At 53.6% G+C, this 17,401-nt stretch carries 15 protein-coding genes; 7 read left to right on the top strand and 8 right to left on the bottom strand.

Going from position 1 to position 17,401, the window contains the following annotated elements; translation table 11 throughout:
* Positions 1 to 82 precede the first annotated feature (82 nt).
* Positions 83 to 802 carry a GntR family transcriptional regulator gene (locus LZP96_RS05015; RefSeq protein ID WP_064325083.1) on the top strand — a complete coding sequence of 240 codons (720 nt, stop codon included), beginning with the start codon at positions 83 to 85 and terminating at the stop codon, positions 800 to 802.
* Here the strand turns inward: LZP96_RS05015 and LZP96_RS05010 are convergent.
* Positions 790 to 1,989 (bottom strand): enolase C-terminal domain-like protein, encoded by a 1,200-nt coding sequence (locus LZP96_RS05010; protein ID WP_064325084.1) that lies wholly within the window; start codon positions 1,987 to 1,989, stop codon positions 790 to 792. The genes LZP96_RS05015 and LZP96_RS05010 overlap by 13 nt on opposite strands.
* A gap of 278 nt (positions 1,990 to 2,267) precedes the next feature.
* Here LZP96_RS05010 and LZP96_RS05005 point away from each other — a divergent pair, with 278 nt between their 5' ends.
* From LZP96_RS05005 to ykgO, 3 genes are all read left to right on the top strand, one after another.
* Complete coding sequence (locus LZP96_RS05005; protein WP_064325085.1) at positions 2,268 to 3,644, top strand: PTS transporter subunit EIIC; 1,377 nt, start codon at positions 2,268 to 2,270, stop codon at positions 3,642 to 3,644.
* Positions 3,645 to 3,736: 92 nt separating this feature from the next.
* Positions 3,737 to 3,997, top strand: a complete 261-nt coding sequence (locus LZP96_RS05000) for a type B 50S ribosomal protein L31 (RefSeq protein WP_064325086.1) — start codon at positions 3,737 to 3,739, stop codon at positions 3,995 to 3,997.
* Between the two features lie 2 nt (positions 3,998 to 3,999).
* On the top strand, positions 4,000 to 4,140 hold the full coding sequence (gene ykgO / locus LZP96_RS04995; RefSeq protein WP_003859006.1) for a type B 50S ribosomal protein L36: 141 nt from the start codon (positions 4,000 to 4,002) through the stop codon (positions 4,138 to 4,140).
* On the opposite strand, the gene LZP96_RS04990 is transcribed toward ykgO, so the two are convergent.
* Complete coding sequence (locus LZP96_RS04990) at positions 4,137 to 4,847, bottom strand: GNAT family N-acetyltransferase (protein WP_064325087.1); 711 nt, start codon at positions 4,845 to 4,847, stop codon at positions 4,137 to 4,139. The two genes, ykgO and LZP96_RS04990, sit on opposite strands and share 4 nt — an antisense overlap.
* A 100-nt stretch (positions 4,848 to 4,947) precedes the next feature.
* Here LZP96_RS04990 and pdxR point away from each other — a divergent pair, with 100 nt between their 5' ends.
* Positions 4,948 to 6,408, top strand: a complete 1,461-nt coding sequence (pdxR, locus tag LZP96_RS04985; RefSeq protein WP_064325088.1) for a MocR-like pyridoxine biosynthesis transcription factor PdxR — start codon at positions 4,948 to 4,950, stop codon at positions 6,406 to 6,408.
* Here pdxR and LZP96_RS04980 read toward each other — a convergent pair.
* The 6 genes from LZP96_RS04980 to acrA form a co-directional block, all read right to left on the bottom strand.
* Positions 6,380 to 6,847, bottom strand: coding sequence for a YlaC family protein (locus LZP96_RS04980; protein WP_064325089.1), 468 nt, complete (start codon positions 6,845 to 6,847; stop codon positions 6,380 to 6,382). The genes pdxR and LZP96_RS04980 overlap by 29 nt on opposite strands.
* A gap of 117 nt (positions 6,848 to 6,964) precedes the next feature.
* Positions 6,965 to 7,516 (bottom strand): maltose O-acetyltransferase, encoded by a 552-nt coding sequence (gene maa, locus LZP96_RS04975; protein WP_064325090.1) that lies wholly within the window; start codon positions 7,514 to 7,516, stop codon positions 6,965 to 6,967.
* Between the two features lie 92 nt (positions 7,517 to 7,608).
* On the bottom strand, positions 7,609 to 7,827 hold the full coding sequence (gene hha, locus LZP96_RS04970; RefSeq protein ID WP_064325091.1) for a hemolysin expression-modulating protein Hha: 219 nt from the start codon (positions 7,825 to 7,827) through the stop codon (positions 7,609 to 7,611).
* Positions 7,828 to 7,853: 26 nt separating this feature from the next.
* Entirely contained in the window at positions 7,854 to 8,228 is a 375-nt protein-coding gene (gene tomB, locus LZP96_RS04965) for an Hha toxicity modulator TomB (RefSeq protein WP_064325092.1), read from the bottom strand.
* Positions 8,229 to 8,735: 507 nt separating this feature from the next.
* Positions 8,736 to 11,885: a multidrug efflux RND transporter permease subunit AcrB gene (gene acrB / locus LZP96_RS04960; protein WP_064325093.1), complete on the bottom strand. Its 3,150-nt coding sequence runs from the start codon at positions 11,883 to 11,885 to the stop codon at positions 8,736 to 8,738.
* A 22-nt stretch (positions 11,886 to 11,907) separates the two neighbouring features.
* Positions 11,908 to 13,104, bottom strand: coding sequence for a multidrug efflux RND transporter periplasmic adaptor subunit AcrA (gene acrA / locus LZP96_RS04955; RefSeq protein ID WP_064325094.1), 1,197 nt, complete (start codon positions 13,102 to 13,104; stop codon positions 11,908 to 11,910).
* Between the two features lie 141 nt (positions 13,105 to 13,245).
* Here acrA and acrR point away from each other — a divergent pair, with 141 nt between their 5' ends.
* Both acrR and mscK read left to right on the top strand, forming a co-directional pair.
* On the top strand, positions 13,246 to 13,893 hold the full coding sequence (gene acrR, locus LZP96_RS04950) for a multidrug efflux transporter transcriptional repressor AcrR (RefSeq protein WP_064325095.1): 648 nt from the start codon (positions 13,246 to 13,248) through the stop codon (positions 13,891 to 13,893).
* Positions 13,894 to 13,996: 103 nt separating this feature from the next.
* Positions 13,997 to 17,359: a mechanosensitive channel MscK gene (mscK, locus tag LZP96_RS04945; RefSeq protein ID WP_087892568.1), complete on the top strand. Its 3,363-nt coding sequence runs from the start codon at positions 13,997 to 13,999 to the stop codon at positions 17,357 to 17,359.
* Positions 17,360 to 17,401 lie beyond the last annotated feature (42 nt).

Below are 17,401 nucleotides of genomic sequence, written 5' to 3'. Positions count from 1 at the left end.
CTTGGCTGTACTGAATTCTTTCGTCATGAAATGATAATGTTATAGCACGCGACGACAATTAACGTCATTCAGGCAAAGGTTAATGAAAAAAAAAGAGTTTGTGACCCAGGATCTGCTGAGCAAAATTTATCAGGACACGACCCCCGGACCGCGAAAACTGGCGCCTGAAAGACAGCTCGCCGCCGAGTATGGCGTCTCGCGTTTTACGATTCGCCAGGCCCTGGAGAAGTTGGTCAGCATCGGCGTGGTCAGAATCATACAAGGCTCGGGGATCTGGATTAACGAGCAGGCTCGCAATAATCCGCTGATTTATAATTCGATCACCGAGAAGCGGTTTGATCAGATCCGCTACAGGATGATCAGCCTGCATAAGACGCGCCCCGATCGGGCGGCGCAGCAGATCTTTGGCCTGAATGACGACAGTTTTATCTGGCACTTCTGCCGCCTTCGGTTTGTCGATGATGTTCCCGTGCAGCTGGAGGTGTCGCGCATGCCGGTGGCCGATTTCCCCGACCTGACGCAGCAGGCGATTGAACGTTCGATCCAGCAATATGTGCTCAGCAAAGGATTCACCATTTCGCATATGCTGACCACCTATCGTGCGGTTAGCGTCGGCCGCGAACAGGCGGTGATCCTGGGCTGTAAAAAAGGCAGCCCGGCCATGCACATCAATAACCGTGGGATTCTGGAAGGCGGCAGGGTATTTGAAGTGAGCGATATTATCGACATCAACTACACCTGCACCTATGTGATCCCCTATAACCGGGATAATTTAACCTGGCGACAAAATCAGGGCGTATGAATCGTGCCATCCGGCAGGCGGCTTTGCGTCCATTCATGTGGACGATAGACCACTGGCCAGGCCGCCGCCTCGTCCTCCTCAAAACCTACGCCAATACCGGTTCCTGACGGCGGGTAGACAAAGCCCTCTTTAACCACGGGCGCGCCGGGGAATACGCGGTCGGTGGTCCCGGACCGCGGGATAAATTCCTGGATTGCGGCATTGTGCAGGTGAATATTCAGATGGGTATTTACCGCTACGCCAAGGGGGGTCATATCGCCGGGACCATGCCAGGCAAGACGCACGCCAAAGGCCTGGCACAGGTGTGCCAGCTTGATGGCAGGGGTAATACCGCCTATCTGCGAGACGTGACAGCGAATAAAATCGATACGGCGGTTTACAATGAGATCGTGCCATTCCGCGGGGTTATTAAACAGCTCTCCCATCGCCAGAGGAACGCAGCTTTGCTGACGGATCTGCTCAAGCCACGCGCTCTGCTGCGGCGGTAAAATATCCTCAATAAAATAGGGCTGGTAAGGTTCAAGCTGTTTTGCCAGCTGGACGGCCTGTTGCGGGAAGAGACGTTCATGAACATCGTGCAAAATATGCAGCTTCCAGCCATATTTCTCGCGCAGTGCACGGAACATCTCGACCGTGTTCGCCATATATTCCTGTTGATCGAACCAGGCGCCGGAGGTCGGATTTTCCGGCGCGTGCAGCGCCGACGGCGTGCCCCCATAAAAACCGAGCTGGCAGCGAACGTGCCGATAGCCCTGGGCCACTAAACTGTCCACCGAGGCGAATAACTGTTCGAGCGTTTCCCCGCTGGCGTGGCTGTAAGCGGGGATGGCGTCGCGGGCTTTTCCGCCCCACAGCTGATAAAGCGGCATGCCCGCCAGCTGGCCTTTAATATCCCACAGCGCCATGTCCACGCCGGAGATGGCGTTGTTCATGATGGGGCCGTTACGCCAGTAGGCATTAACGTTCATCATCTGCCAGAGATCTTCAATGTTGTTGGCGTCGCGGCCCGTCAGCAGCGGTTTAAGATACTCGTCAACCAGCGTTTTCACCGCCAGAGGGCGCTGCTGAAACGTGGCGCACCCGTGCCCGGTTACCCCCTGGTTTGTGGTGACACGCACCGTCACCAGATTGTGCCGGTCGGGGCGGGTAATAAAACACTCGATATTATTGATAATCACAGGCGTCACGTAATAACTCCTTTGCTGCGCTGTGGGAATAGACAATGAGGAATATCATCGCCCTAAAAATGTTGACGGGTAAACCGTTTTTTTCATATTTATTTTGGTCAGTTATTTGCAGTTAAAACCAATAAAAAACGGACCAATTATGCGCTTAATGGCGATTTGTACGCTGCAAAGTGGCTAAGTGTGAGCTGCGTCCAGTTTTATTGGTTTGTTTTGTATTGAGCGTTTACTTATCCTTGAAGGCATCATTAAAACGACAACAACATCCGGCAGGAGTTTTTATGGGGACGCAAGAAGCCATCAATAATATTATTCGTCTGGTCGGTGGCCAGGGGAATATTAATAAAGTCTGGCACTGCATGACGCGATTGCGCTTTGATCTCATCGACGATAATAAAGTGGATCAAACGGAGATAAAAAAGCTGCCCGGCGTGTTGGGCGCGCAGCTTCAAAGCGACCAGTTTCAGGTCATTGTTGGTCCAAAAGTAAACAGCTGGTATGAACAGATGCTGAGCGTGCTCGGCAACCAGGCGGATGCGCCACCGGCCACGGCGAAGGGCCGTAAAAGTCTGGTGTCGCTGTTTATGGATACCGTCTCCGGCGTGTTTGGCCCGATTGTGCCCGCCATCGCCGGGGCCGGGATGATCAAAGGACTGCTGGCGGGGCTCATTGCGCTGAAGGTTGTCTCGGCGAAAAGCGACACCGTGATGGTTATCGACCTGATTGCCAGCGGCGTCTTCTACTTCCTGCCGTTTTTCCTGGCCGTGTCGGCGGCAAAAATATTTAAAACCAATGAGTACCTGGCCGCGGCCGTGGCGGCTTGTTTAATGTATCCGTCACTGATCGATGCGGCAAAAGCGCTGGCGGCCCATCAGGAGGGTGCGGTAAGCGCCCTGTGGCTGATGAATATGATCCCCATATCGGTGTTTAACTATGCCTCAAGCGTTATTCCGGTCATTTTCTCTGTGCTGGCGCTGAGCTATATCCACCGCTGGGTGGACAGCATCATGCCTGACGTGTTGAAAACCGTATTTACCCCGACACTGACGCTCTTTTTGGGCGCACTGGCCGCGCTGGTGGTTATCGGGCCGATCGGCATCTGGCTCGGGAAAGGGCTGGCGCTGTTTATCGAAGGGCTCTTCGGCGTCTCGGCGAGTTTTGCCGGCCTGATCGTCGGGGCGATTCGTCCGGTAGCGATTTTGACCGGGATGCACCATGCCATGACGCCCATTGCGCTGCAAAACTTCAGCGACCGTGGGTATGACATGCTGATGCCCATGATGTTTATGGCCAATATGGCCATTGCCGGGGCGACATTTGCCATCTGGCGGTTGAGCCGTGACAGGCAGGAGAGAACCGTCACGCTCTCAGCGGCCATTTCCGCACTGCTCGGTATCACGGAGCCAGCACTCTTTGGCGTTCTGACTCGCTACAAAAAAGCCTTTATCGCGGCGACCGTCGCCAGTTCGCTGGCCTCGGCCTTTATCGCCTTCTTTGGCGTGCGGTTGTACGGCTACATCCTGTCGAGCATCTTTAGCTTACCGGCGTATATCGGCCCGTATTTCATCTTTGCCCTTTCCGGGGTGGTGATGGCGCTGGTCCTGTCGTTTGTGATGACCACCGTGCTGGTAGGCAGAGAGCAAGCGGCGGAAAAATAGTGAGATCCCCCGCCCGGGAGGGCGGGGGTTGTTTTTACAACCAGACTCGGATATCATTTTGTTATGTTATAACAAAACACAAAGAGTCTACTATGAAAGCTAATATCCATCCCGCGTATCGTACCGTGGTGTTCCACGACACCAGCGTGGACGAGTATTTCAAAGTCGGTTCCACCATCAAAACCGACCGTGAAATCGATCTGGACGGCGTGAAATATCCTTATGTCACGCTGGATGTGTCCTCTAAGTCGCACCCGTACTACACTGGCAAGCAGAAAAACTTCTCCAGTGAAGGCAGTACGGCGCGTTTCCGCCAGCGTTTTGGCGGTTTCCTTAATGCGAAACGGAGCTAAGCATGCAGGTTCTTAACTCACTTCGCAGCGCCAAACAGCGCCATCCCGATTGCCAGATCGTCAAACGCAAGGGACGCCTGTATGTGATATGCAAATCGAATCCACGTTTTAAAGCGGTCCAGGGGCGGAAGAAAAGGCGCTAGTTTGACTTTTCACGCCAGCTTTCCAGCGATCGTATCTGCTCGCCGCCGTCGGTAAAATTGTCGGCGGCGAGCCATTTCTGAAAGGCCTTCGCCGCAGCAGGCCACTCGCTATCCAGAAGCGAGAACCAGTCGGTATCGCGATTACGCCCTTTGATCACCAGCGCCTGGCGAAAGCGCCCCTCATATGTAAACCCCAGTCGCAGCGCGGCACGGCGGGAAGGCGCGTTCAGGCTGTTACACTTCCACTCATAGCGGCGATAGCCCAGCTCATCAAAGACGTAACGCATCAGTAAGTATTGCGCTTCGGTGGACATGGGCGTGCGGCTGAGCAAGGGGGAGAAATGGACGTGGCCGACCTCAATCACCCCATTTGCCGGATCGATCCGCATCAGCGCCAGCGTCCCGACTGGCCGCTCGGTCTGATTGTCGATCACCGTGAAGTGCACAGGATCGGCAAGCTGGCACACGCTGACCACCCAGGCAGTAAACGCCTCCACGCTGGCGTCCGGCTCACGCAGAAGCCATGTCCAGCTACGGGTATCGGGCGCGTGCTGATAAGCATCGAACAGCGCTTCGGCGTGGTCTGCACACAGCGGCTCAAGCCGACAATACGTCCCCGTTAACACCTGCCGCTCGGGAGGCTGGCGTGGCTGCCAGTCGAGGAGTGCGTCGCCAACGGGCTGACCAAACTGATTGTGTTGCGTCATGCTGTTTTCCCTGTTTGTGAGTAGAAATCCAGATTAGGGAAATTATGGTTCCGTAAAAAGCGCCACTGTATTATGTTTTGGTGGTACCACGGAGGCGGTCATGAATATACCGGGCGATGATTTTTACGCATTACTGAACGCGGCGCTGCGACAGCGCGGGAATGATACTTTGCAGCGCGCCGTGTATCGGGCATTACGCGAGGCAATTTTACACGGGCGATTACAGGCAGAATGCCGCCTGCCGGGTTCCCGTATGATTGCCGAAGAGTTGAAACTCTCGCGTAATACCGTCAACGCCGCGCTGGAACAACTCACCCTTGAAGGCTATTTGCAAAGAAACCGCCAGGGCACCCGCGTGGCAAAACTGACCCATCGCGACGTGGCGCATTCCGTGCAGCAACCTGCGGTGACGCTTGCCCCACGGCTGAAGCGCTTGCCGGAACCCACACCACGCGAGACGCCGGTTCCGGCGTTTACCCCGGGTACGCCTGCGATCAATTACTTTCCCTTACCTTTATGGCGTCGCTTGTACGATCGTGTCCTGCGCGAAGAGGGGAGCTCGCTCCTCGGTTACGGCGATCCGGCAGGGGAGTTGAGCTTACGAGAAGCGATCGCCCGCCATCTGGCGCTGTCGCGGGGCATTGATTGCGATGCCTCGCAGATTGTGATCACCGAAGGGGCGCTGGAGGGGGTGAGTTTATGCACTCAACTTCTGAGCGAGCCGGAGGAGATCGCCTGGATGGAAAATCCGGGCTACGCGGGCGCGAAGAGCGCCTTTACCAAAGCGGGTTTGCGTATTATCGGAATGCCGGTTGATGAGGAGGGGTTACGCTGCGAGACAGTAGAAGGGCCTCCCCCCACGCTCATTTTCACCTCGCCATCGCATCAGTTTCCGTGTGGGTGTGTGCTGAGCGCCAGCCGTCGGTTAGCGCTGCTGGAATTTGCCCGCCAGCACGGCGCCTGGATCATTGAGGACGACTATGACAGCGAATTCCGTTACAGCGGCGAGCCTGTGCCCGCCATGCTGGGGATGATGAAAAATGCCCCGGTTGTCTATCTGGGGACGTTCAGCAAAACCTTATTCCCCTCGCTGCGCACCGGATTTATGGTTTTGCCCAGGGCGTTAGCTCAGGCGGCAAAACCGGCAATAGGATCTTTGCTTCGTGGCGGTCACCGGATTGAACAACGAACGCTGGCGCTGTTTATCGAAGAGGGGCATTACGCACGGCATCTGGCGGCGATGCGACGGCTTTATCGTAAGCGCTATCGTCAGCTGCGTGAGGCCCTGAACAGCGAGTTGCATACACCACACCGGGTGCTGGCCGGAGAAGGGGGAATGCATTTGACGGTCGCTATCGAGGGCATTGACGATCGTGCTGTGGTCCGGCAGGCCAGCCGGTTTAACCTGGCCCCGGCGGCCTTAAGCGGATACTACCTTGCGGGGTCGGACGGGCAAACGGGGCTGGTTTTGGGTTATGGCAATACGTCTGCTTCACAGTTCGCGCCTGCGATCAGGCGCGTACAGTCCATTATTACGCAGTTGCAGGGCGGGAAAGGGTGAAGACGTCGTAAAAGGACAACTCACCTTTGGTGGAGATCATCTTCTGCAATTTTGCCTTTTGCACGTCATCAACCTTCGGCGAGTGCAAAATCGCCTTGATAAGCTCAGGGGGAACGTAACGGGTGTTATACCATTCACCGTTATAACAGACGCGAAAATCGAGCACGTCGATATCTTCATAACGATACCGCGGGTTAACGTCGAAGAAGAAAAACGCGTTGAAAACCACGAAGAGCACCACCAGGAGCCAGACTGAGTCTATCAACGTCTCGGAAAGCAGCATAACGGCGAGCGTTGCCAGCAGGGCGGCGTACATGGCAAGAAATAAGCCCGGATGCTTACGGATAAAACTGATGCTGAAACGCGGGCGATTGTCGCGTTTTTCACGGATATTAAGATCGTCGATGGTTTCTGAGAGCAGGCGCTGTATCTCTGTCATTTATAGCCTTCATGAATATTGCAAAATACAGGGGAACAGCCTAGTTTAGGGGAGGGGGTTGGTTGAAAAAAGTAACAGTTATGCAGGGAAAAACCATAACAGTTACTCACATCCGATCTACAGCGTTTTAATAATTCTGGCCGGATTGCCACCCACCACAACATTGTCGGGAACGTTTTTCGTCACCACCGCCCCTGACGCAACCACCACATTATCGCCAATCGTAACACCGGGATTGATAATGGCACGTCCGCCAATCCAGACGTTATCGCCAATCGTCACAGGTTTGCCATATTCGGCACCGCTGTTACGCTCTGTTGCATCCAGAGGATGGGTTGCCGTGTAGATATGAACGCCCGGTGCGAGCATACAGTTGTCACCGATCTGAATCGGGCAGACATCCAGCATCACGCAGTCGAAGTTCGCATAAAACGATTTTCCCAGCGAGATGTTATAGCCATAGTCACAGCGGAACGTGGGTTCGATATAGGCGTCTTCACCTTTTCCGAGCAGCTCGGATAAGATTGCCCGCCGCTCAGCTTTTTCATCGGGATGGGAATGGTTGTAACGGTGGATCAAATGACGTGCGTGAAGGCGGTCGGCCCGCAGGGTTTCATCTCCAGGATGATAAAGCTCCCCTGCAATCATCTTCTGTTTTTCCTGGCTCATGAAATGTCCGGTCGAGAGAAATCGTAACGTCACGAAGAATTCAGCCTAACAATGTGTGCGTCAATATACAAAACAAATCAGAGTGGATTTGATTAACGCACGAATTTCCACACAGAGGTTGGGATTTTATCGTAGAGCTTATTCATCGTCAGTTCAGCAAGGCGATGATCGGCTGCCGAATAAAAGACCGCCAGTTCATTGTCTGAAAGCTCGTATTTATTTTTCTCAATCACGCGTTCCAGCGTATCGAGGGACTGACAACGTCGCAAACGCATCAAATAATCAAATTTGGTTAATGGTTTATCTGACATATATTCACCTGGAAATTGTAATAATTTTAACAAGACAGACTAACAGGGTTAGCTCTGCTCACGTTGACGAAACAGCGAAATAGTCGATTGCCCGATTTACGCCACTTTTGCAAATCTTGTGCGTTAATGCCGTAACCGCTGAACAACATAAAGGTGTCGTCCAGGTATTCGTCAATTTGCTCTATCAGCTTATTATCTTCATTGTACTTAATTTTATAATTAAGTGCGAAGGTCGCGATATGCTCAATCAGTTCATTGAGCTGTAAATTGATTTCAGAGGTTGGGTCATTCACCCACCCATGATTGCTGTCATTAAGGTTGGCAAGGCAGTCATGGTACAGGTTTTCACAGAGAAATTTCAACTGCGCGATATCATGCCTTTTTGGCGAGTACTCGTCCATAGCGCATCCCCTTTTGAGTGATTTTTTACTCACCGAACATCAGTGTCGGGGTGGATACTACTTACTTAGCCGCAACGGTGCTGTTTTCCTGATGTCTTAACTATAAGCCACTCTGATCAAGATTTCACCGCGCTATTACGAAAAATTACAATTAATGAGCCTCGCCGTCAGACATAGCGCAAACATACACGTTTAATGCGGTCATTCTTCCCACAGCACGAAAACATTCTTTTTGCGTCCTTATGTTTCATCACGTTACATAAAACCTTAAGAAAAGCTTAACGCCCGGCATAGGTTAAAAATGGCGTTGTCCAGGAATACTCCTAATAAATACATGAGAAAATGAATAGCGATATCTGAGGGTGAAAACCCGATTTAAAAAATAAGCCTTACTCCCTATACATAAATTAAATAGATCGACAATAAGACGGAATGACGAATTTACCTGTTTAACAAAAGCAAAGAAAAAGGCCGCTAATGCGGCCTTTTTATCATGTGAAACCGGTATCAGTGATGTTCTACGTGATGCGTCTGTTCCACCTCTTCATTTTTACGGCCAAAGCGGCGGCGAACCACCACAAAGAAGACCGGAACGAAGAAGATAGCGAGCACGGTTGCGGTCACCATCCCACCCATTACGCCTGTACCGACGGCATTCTGTGCGCCGGAACCTGCACCGGTGCTGATCACCAGCGGCATAACGCCGAGGATGAACGCCAGGGAGGTCATCAGGATAGGACGCAGGCGCATACGAACCGCTTCCAGCGTGGCTTCAATCAGACCTTTGCCTTCTTTATCCATCAGGTCCTTGGCGAATTCCACGATAAGAATCGCGTTCTTCGCCGACAAGCCAATGGTTGTCAACAGGCCCACCTGGAAGTAAACGTCATTGGTCAGGCCACGGAAGGTGGCTGCAAGCAGCGCACCGATGACCCCAAGCGGTACCACCAGCATAACGGAGAACGGAATAGACCAGCTCTCGTACAATGCGGCCAGACACAAGAAGACCACAATCAGCGATATCGCGTACAGGGCAGGGGCCTGGTTACCGGACAGACGTTCCTGATAGGACATGCCCGTCCAGTCATAGCCAATGCCTGCAGGCAACTTGCCGGCCAGCTCTTCCATCATGTTCATGGCTTCACCGGTACTCTTGCCCGGCGCTGCCTGACCAAGGATCTCCATGGATGGCAGACCGTTGTAACGCTCCAGACGAGGTGAGCCGTATTCCCAGTGCGAGGTAGAGAACGCAGAGAAAGGCACCATCTGACCGTTACTACCGCGAACGTACCAGTTATTGATATCGTTTGGCAGCATACGGTATTGCGCTTCAGACATGACGTACACTTTCTTCACACGACCGCGGTCGATGAAGTCATTGACGTAGCTTCCGCCCCAGGCGGCACCCAGCGTGGTGTTAATGTCGGTAATTGACACGCCCAGCGCCTGTGCTTTTTCCTGATCGATATCGATTTTGTACTGCGGCGTATCTTCCAGACCGTTAGGACGCACGCCGACCAGCAGATCAGGGTGTTTCGCCACTTCACCGAATAACTGGTTACGCGCCTGTGTCAGTTTTTCATGACCCAGACCGCCCTGGTCAATCAGCTGGAAGTCGAAGCCGGTTGCGGTACCCAGATCAACGATAGCGGGCAGGTTGAAGGCAAACACCATCGCATCTTTAATCTGAGAGAAGGTGCCCATGGCGCGGCCTGTAATCGCCTCGACCTTGTTCTCTTCGCCCGGACGTTCGCCCCAGTCTTTCAGGGAGACGAAGGCAATACCGGTGTTCTGTCCACGACCTGCAAAGCCGAAGCCGTTAACCGCAAACACCGATTCAACGTTGGCTTTCTCTTTGGTCAGGTAATAGTCGGTCACTTCATCCAGCACCTTTTGCGTACGCTCTTGCGAGGCGCCCGCAGGCAGCTGGGCCATCGTCAGGAAGACCCCCTGGTCTTCTTCTGGCAGGAATGAACTTGGCAGACGAACAAACAGGAAGGCCATCCCGACCACGATGATGATATAGAGCAGCAGGTAACGACCCGTGCTACGCAGGATCCCACCCACACTGTCGGTGTAGTGGTGCGTGCTCTTATCAAACATGCGGTTAAACCAGCCGAAGAACCCTTTCTTATTATCGCCGTGGTCGCCCTTGGCGATAGGTTTCAGCATGGTGGCGCAAAGCGCAGGCGTCAGGATCAATGCCACCAGTACCGACAACGCCATCGCAGAAACGATAGTGATTGAGAACTGACGATAAATTGCCCCGGTTGAGCCGCCGAAGAAGGCCATCGGGATAAATACCGCCGAGAGCACCATCGCAATCCCCACCAGTGCGCCCTGAATCTGGCCCATGGATTTGCGGGTGGCTTCTTTCGGCGGAAGTCCTTCTTCTGCCATAACACGCTCGACGTTTTCGACCACCACGATGGCGTCATCGACGAGCAAGCCTATCGCCAACACCATCCCGAACATCGTCAGGGTGTTTATCGAGAAGCCAAAGGCCGACAGAATAGCAAAGGTCCCGAGCAGAACGACCGGTACGGCGATGGTCGGAATTAACGTCGCACGGAAGTTTTGCAGGAACAGGTACATGACCAGGAAGACCAGAATGATCGCTTCGACCAGCGTTTTCACCACTTCGTGAATCGAGATCTGCACGAACGGGGTCGTGTCATACGGGTAAACGATTTTCAGGCCTGACGGGAAGAAAGGTTCCATTTTCTTCAGTTCAGCACGGATTGCCGCGGCGGTATCCAGGGCGTTTGCGCCGGTCGCCAGCTTAATCCCCAAACCGGAGGCCGGCTGGCCGTTAAACTTCGCGATGACGTCGTAGTTTTCGCCGCCGAGTTCCACCTTCGCCACGTCACGCAGGCGAACCTGCGAACCGTCCGGGTTCACTTTCAGCAGAATTTTACTGAACTCGTCCACAGAGGTCAGACGCGTTTGCGCGATGATCGAGGCGTTAAGCTGTTGCCCTTTCACCGGCGGCGTACCGCCTAACTGACCTGCTGCAACCTGGGCGTTTTGCGCTTTAATCGCGGTGATCACGTCAACAGGGGTCAGCTGGAAGTTGTTCAGTTTGTTCGGATCCATCCAGATACGCATAGCGTACTGGGAACCAAACAGCTGCACGTCACCCACACCGGAAGTACGACTGATGGCGTCCTTCATGTTAGCGCCCACGTAGTCGGAAATATCCTCCTGCGTCATGGTGCCGTTGGTGTTGATGACGCCGACAACCATCAGGAAGCTACTGGATGATTTCTCAACGCTCACGCCCTGCTGTTGAACTTCCTGCGGCAGCAGCGGCATCGCCAGCTGCAGTTTGTTCTGCACCTGAACCTGCGCGATATCTGCGTCCGTACCGGATTCGAAGGTCAGGGTAATCTGAACCGTACCGGTTGAGTCACTGTTGGAGGACATGTACATCAGGTTATCGATACCGTTCATGTTCTGTTCGATAACCTGCGTCACGGTGTCCTGCACCGTTTTCGCATCAGCACCCGGGTAGGTTGCGGAGATTGTCACCGCAGGCGGCGCAATGGTTGGATATTGCGCGACCGGCAGCTTCAGGATCGCAAGTCCCCCGGCTAGCATGATTATTATTGCGATCACCCATGCGAATATGGGGCGATCGATAAAGAAATTAGGCATGTCTTAACGGCTCCTGTTTAAGTTAAGACTTGGTTTGTTCTGACTGCTCGCCGCCAGCTGCGGCTTGTTGTTTCTCGTCAGATTTGACTTCCTGGGCTTTCACCTGCGCGCCAGGACGTACTTTTTGCAAACCAGTAATAATCACGCGATCGCCATCTTTCAGACCTTCCGTCACCAGCCACTTGTCGCCAATCGCCTGTGCTGCGGTGATGTTGCGCATTTCGACTTTGTTATCTGCGCCCACGACCAACGCACTGGCATCACCACGTGGCGTACGGGTCACGCCCTGCTGAGGCACCAGAATAGCGGTTGGGTTAATGCCTTCTTCCAGACGCGCGCGCACGAACATGCCAGGTAACAGCGTGCCATCCGGGTTCGGGAAGATAGCCCGTAAGGTCAGAGAGCCAGTGGTCTGGTCAACGGTGACATCCGAGAATTCCAGCGTACCGGTTTGCGTGAACTTGTTACCGTCATTGGTGACCAGTTCCACTTTCGCTTTACCGTTTTCCTGTTTCAGCTTGCCGTCGGCCAGCTCTTGTTTCAGACGCAGGAAATCGTTGCTGGACTGGGTGACGTCAACGTAGATCGGATCAAGTTGCTGCACCGTTGCCAGCGCATTGGTTTGTCCGTTCTGCACCAGCGCACCTTCCGTGACCGAGGATTTACCAATACGGCCGCTGATTGGCGACGTGACTTTGGTATAAGCCAGGTTGATACGTGCGGTTTCCACTGCGGCTTTGGCAGCCACAACGGCAGCGCTGGTTTGCTGAGCGTCAGCCTGAGCGGTGTCGAAATCTTGCTGACTGATATATTGCGTACCCAGCAGCTTTTTATAGCGATTAAGCGTCACCTGAGAGATACGGGCAGCGGCTTCTGCTTTTGCCAGATCGCCTTTCGCACTTTCGTACGAGGCCTGATAGGTTGCTGGATCAATCTGATACAGAGACTCACCCGCTTTGACATCACCGCCTTCGGTGAAGTTACGTTTCAGGATGATGCCACTCACCTGAGGGCGAACCTCTGCGATGCGATATGCGCTGGTACGTCCTGGTAATTCTGTTGTGATTTGAAGAGGTTCACTTTTGAGCGTCACCACGCCAACTTCTGGCGCTTGCTGTTCTCCTTGTTGAGCCTGTTTCTCATCGCATCCTGTCAGCGCTAATCCGCCTGAGAGCATCAGAACGATCGCCAGAGGCGTTAACCCTCTGTTTTTGTTCATATGTAAACCTCGAGTGTCCGATTTCAAATTGATCAATGGATCAAAAGTCCGCAACCCATTGCTGCGTTTATATTATCGTCGTGCTATGTTACATACATACATAAATGTATGTAAATCTGGCTACTGTAAATTCGCCCAAACATGGCACGAAAAACCAAACAACAAGCACTTGAGACCCGTCAGCACATCCTGGATGTGGCGTTGCGTCTGTTTTCGCAACAGGGGGTCTCATCAACCTCACTGGCGCAGATTGCTCAGGCCGCAGGTGTTACGCGTGGAGCAATCTATTGGCACTTCAAAAATAAGTCAGAATTATTTGGTGAAATCTGGGAGCTTTCAGAATCCAGCATAGGGGATCTTGAGACTGAGTATCGGGCAAAATTCCCTGACGATCCACTCTCAGTTCTCAGAGAAATTCTGGTATATGTTCTTGAGGCAACAGTCAATGAAGAACGCCGCCGCTTGATGATGGAAATCATTTTTCATAAATGTGAGTTCGTTGGCGAAATGGCCGTCGTACAGCAGGCCCAACGAAGCCTGTGCCTGGAAAGCTATGACCGTATTGAGATAACGCTCAATCAGTGTATTCAGGCCAAAATGCTGCCCGCCGATCTGCTTACCCGCCGAACCGCCATTCTGATGCGATCCTGGGTTTCAGGCTTAATGGAAAACTGGCTTTTTGCCCCGCAATCCTTTGATCTTGCAACAGAAGCACGTAGCTATGTCGCGATTCTGATTGAGATGTGCCAGCTGTGCCCAACGCTCCGGGCGGCGCCTGTAACGGGCTGACGCCAGGATTTTTCCTGGAGCTCTGCGTTCTTGCTATTCTGCTTTCAGCTCGCGTGGTATTCTTTGCGCCGACTATTTCCGGTCATCTTCTCATAGCAAGCTCATAACTATGTTGCACTATTCTCGCTCGCAAAACCCTGTTTTTGCCATTATTTTTTCGATGCTCTTCTTCTTTGCGGTTTCCCCGGCAAGCTTTGCCCGTGCGGATAACGGCAGTGATATCCCCACTCGCGCCGATGTACAGTCGCAGTTGGATACGCTCAACAAGCAAAAAGACCTCTCGTCTCAGGACAAACTCGTTCAGCAAGATCTGACCGAAACGATTGAGACAATAGATAAAATTGAGCATATCAAAGCCGAAACTGCTCAGCTCCGTCAGAAGGTGGAGCAGGCCCCGGAAAATATGCGCAAGGCGACCAATGCCCTGAACGCGCTCAGCGACGTGGACAGTGACGAAGAGACGCGCAAAACCCTGGCGACGCTCTCGTTGCGCCAGCTGGAGTCACGTGTGACCCAGTTACTGGATGATTTGCAAACCGCGCAAAACGATCTCTCAACCTACAATAGCCAGCTGGTTTCCCTGCAAACCCAGCCCGAGCGCGTTCAGAACGCGATGTATGCCGCGTCTCAACAGCTTCAGCAGATCCGAACCCGGCTCAACGGCACGTCTGTAGGGGAGAGCGCTCTGCGACCTTCTCAGCAAAACTTACTGCTGACGCAGCAGGTACTGTTAAATGCGCAAATCGAACAGCAGCGTAAGAGCCTGGAAGGGAACACGATTTTGCAGGATACCCTGCAAAAGCAGCGAGACTATGTCACCGCGAATATCAACCGTCTTGAACATCAGCTCCAGCTCCTCCAGGAAGCGGTAAACAGTAAGCGACTGAACCTGACCGAGAAAACCGCGCAGGAAGCGGTATCGCCTGACGAAACGGCCCGTATTCAGGCCAATCCGCTGGTGAAGCAAGAGCTGGATATTAACCAGCAGTTAAGCCAGCGCCTGATTGAAGCGACGCGCGACGGCAGCACGCTGGTCGAGCGAAATATCAAAGTGAAAAACTGGCTCGACCGTGCGCTCCAGGCGGAACGCAATATCAAAGAGCAGATTGCGGTGCTAAAAGGCAGTCTGTTGCTCTCGCGTATTCTTTACCAGCAACAGCAAAGGCTGCCCTCCGCCGATGAACTGGAGGACATGACCAACCGCATCGCGGATCTGCGTCTTGAGCAGTTCGATGTGAACCAGCAGCGCGATGCGCTTTTCCAGAGCGATGCCTTTGTCGCTAAGCTGGAAGAGGGCCACACGAGTGAAGTGAATGAAGAAGTTCATGACGCCCTGACGCAGGTAGTGGATATGCGTCGCGAACTGCTTGACCAGCTTAATAAGCAGCTTGGTAATCAGCTGATGATGGCGATTAACCTGCAAATTAACCAGCAGCAGCTGGTGAGCGTGTCGAAAAGCCTGCAGGAAATTCTGACGCAGCAAATTTTCTGGGTCAACAGTAACAAACCGATGGACTGGGACTGGGTTAAATCCTTCCCGGAAGCGCTGAAAGCCCAGATCAAAAGTATGAAAATTACGGTGAACTGGGAAAAGGCCTGGCCTTCCGTGCTGATTGCCTTCCTGGCCGGCCTGCCGCTGTTGTTGATAGCCGGCCTCATCCGCTGGCGTCTTGGCTGGCTGAAAAAATACCAGGCGAAGCTTGCCGATGAAGTGGGTCAACTGCGAAACGACAGCCAGCTCAACACGCCGAAAGCGATTTTCATCGACCTGATTCGCGCGATGCCGATCTGTCTGGTGATTCTGGCGGTGGGGCTGATTTTACTGACGATGCAGCTCAATATCAGCGATCTGCTGTGGGCATTCAGCAAGAAGCTGGCGCTGTTCTGGCTGGTGTTTGGCCTGTGCTGGAAAATTCTCGAGAAAAACGGCGTTGCGGTCCGCCACTTCAACATGCCTGAACAACTGACCAGCCACTGGCGTCGTCAGATCGTACGGGTGAGCCTGGCGCTGTTGCCGCTGCACTTCTGGTCGGTGGTGGCAGAGTTGTCTCCGCTGCATCTGATGGATGACGTGCTGGGCCAGCTGGTGATCATGCTCAACCTGCTGCTCATCGCCGTGCTGATGTGGCCCATGTGCCGCGAAAGCTGGCGCGATAAAGAGTCGCACAACATGCGTCTTCTCACCGTCACCGTGCTGGCGCTCATCCCGCTGGCGCTGATGGTGCTCACGGCGACAGGCTATTTCTATACCACGCTGCGTCTGTCGGGCCGCTGGATTGAAACCGTCTATCTGGTGTTGATGTGGAATGTGCTCTATCAAACCGTGCTGCGCGGTCTGAGCGTGGCGGCGCGCCGTATCGCGTATCGTCGTGCGCTGGCTCGCCGTCAGAATATGGTCAAAGAGGGGGCAGAGGGCGCGGAACCGCAAGAGGAGCCTACCATCGCCCTGGAGCAGGTGAACCAGCAGACGCTGCGTATCACCATGCTGGTGATGTTCGCCCTGTTCGGCGTGATGTTCTGGGCCATCTGGTCTGATTTAATCACCGTTTTCGCCTATCTCGACAGCGTTACGCTGTGGCAATACAACGGCACCGAAGCCGGGACGGCGGTGATGAAAAGCGTCACCATGGGAAGCCTGCTCTTTGCCATTGTCTCGGCGATGGTGGCCTGGGCGCTGATCCGCAACCTGCCAGGTCTGCTGGAGGTGTTGGTCCTCTCGCGGCTCAATATGCGCCAGGGGGCATCCTATGCCATTACCACCATCCTTAACTACGTGATCCTTGTAGCGGGGGCGATGACGGTGTTCGGGTCGCTCGGCGTATCCTGGGATAAATTGCAATGGCTCGCCGCCGCGCTGTCGGTCGGCCTGGGCTTCGGTTTGCAGGAGATCTTCGGTAACTTCGTCTCGGGCCTGATTATCCTCTTTGAACGTCCGGTACGCATAGGCGATACCGTGACCATCGGCACCTTCTCCGGTACGGTCAGCAAGATCCGTATTCGTGCGACGACCATCACCGATTTCGATCGCAAAGAGGTGATCATTCCGAACAAGGCATTCGTAACCGAGCGGTTAATCAACTGGTCGCTTACCGACACCATTACCCGCGTCGTGATACGCATTGGGGTGGCTTACGGCTCCGATCTGGATAACGTGAAGAAGGTCCTGCTGAAAGCGGCGATGGATCACCCGAAAGTGATGCACGATCCGGAACCGGCCGTCTTCTTTACGACCTTTGGTCCGAGTACGTTAGATCATGAGCTGCGTCTGTATGTTCGCGAACTGCGCGATCGCAGTTATACCGTGGATGAACTGAACCGTACCATCGATCGTCTGTGCCGCGAAAACGACATTAATATCGCCTTCAACCAGCTCGAAGTGCATCTGCGTAATGAGAAAGGTGAAGAACATACGGAAGTGAAGCGCGAGTTAAAAGGGGACGACCCTCAACCTCACCTTCAGCCATAACAGGCGACGTATCAGGCAGACTGAAGGCATCGCCTCAGTCTG

This window comes from Huaxiibacter chinensis, assembly GCF_022171985.1.
Lineage (GTDB): Bacteria > Pseudomonadota > Gammaproteobacteria > Enterobacterales > Enterobacteriaceae > Enterobacter > Enterobacter chinensis_A.
Note: the sequence above shows the minus strand (reverse complement) of the source record. Positions and strands in the feature narration are given on the sequence as shown.

What these genes read in the sequence shown, in the direction of transcription:
- LZP96_RS05015 (WP_064325083.1), top strand. Translation starts at nt 83, where the DNA reads ATGAAAAAAAAAGAGTTTGTGACCCAGGATCTGCTGAGCAAAATTTAT.
- LZP96_RS05005 (WP_064325085.1), top strand. Translation starts at nt 2,268, where the DNA reads ATGGGGACGCAAGAAGCCATCAATAATATTATTCGTCTGGTCGGTGGC.
- LZP96_RS05000 (WP_064325086.1), top strand. Translation starts at nt 3,737, where the DNA reads ATGAAAGCTAATATCCATCCCGCGTATCGTACCGTGGTGTTCCACGAC.
- ykgO (WP_003859006.1), top strand. Translation starts at nt 4,000, where the DNA reads ATGCAGGTTCTTAACTCACTTCGCAGCGCCAAACAGCGCCATCCCGAT.
- LZP96_RS04990 (WP_064325087.1), bottom strand. Translation starts at nt 4,847, where the DNA reads ATGACGCAACACAATCAGTTTGGTCAGCCCGTTGGCGACGCACTCCTC.
- pdxR (WP_064325088.1), top strand. Translation starts at nt 4,948, where the DNA reads ATGAATATACCGGGCGATGATTTTTACGCATTACTGAACGCGGCGCTG.
- LZP96_RS04980 (WP_064325089.1), bottom strand. Translation starts at nt 6,847, where the DNA reads ATGACAGAGATACAGCGCCTGCTCTCAGAAACCATCGACGATCTTAAT.
- maa (WP_064325090.1), bottom strand. Translation starts at nt 7,516, where the DNA reads ATGAGCCAGGAAAAACAGAAGATGATTGCAGGGGAGCTTTATCATCCT.
- hha (WP_064325091.1), bottom strand. Translation starts at nt 7,827, where the DNA reads ATGTCAGATAAACCATTAACCAAATTTGATTATTTGATGCGTTTGCGA.
- tomB (WP_064325092.1), bottom strand. Translation starts at nt 8,228, where the DNA reads ATGGACGAGTACTCGCCAAAAAGGCATGATATCGCGCAGTTGAAATTT.
- acrB (WP_064325093.1), bottom strand. Translation starts at nt 11,885, where the DNA reads ATGCCTAATTTCTTTATCGATCGCCCCATATTCGCATGGGTGATCGCA.
- acrA (WP_064325094.1), bottom strand. Translation starts at nt 13,104, where the DNA reads ATGAACAAAAACAGAGGGTTAACGCCTCTGGCGATCGTTCTGATGCTC.
- acrR (WP_064325095.1), top strand. Translation starts at nt 13,246, where the DNA reads ATGGCACGAAAAACCAAACAACAAGCACTTGAGACCCGTCAGCACATC.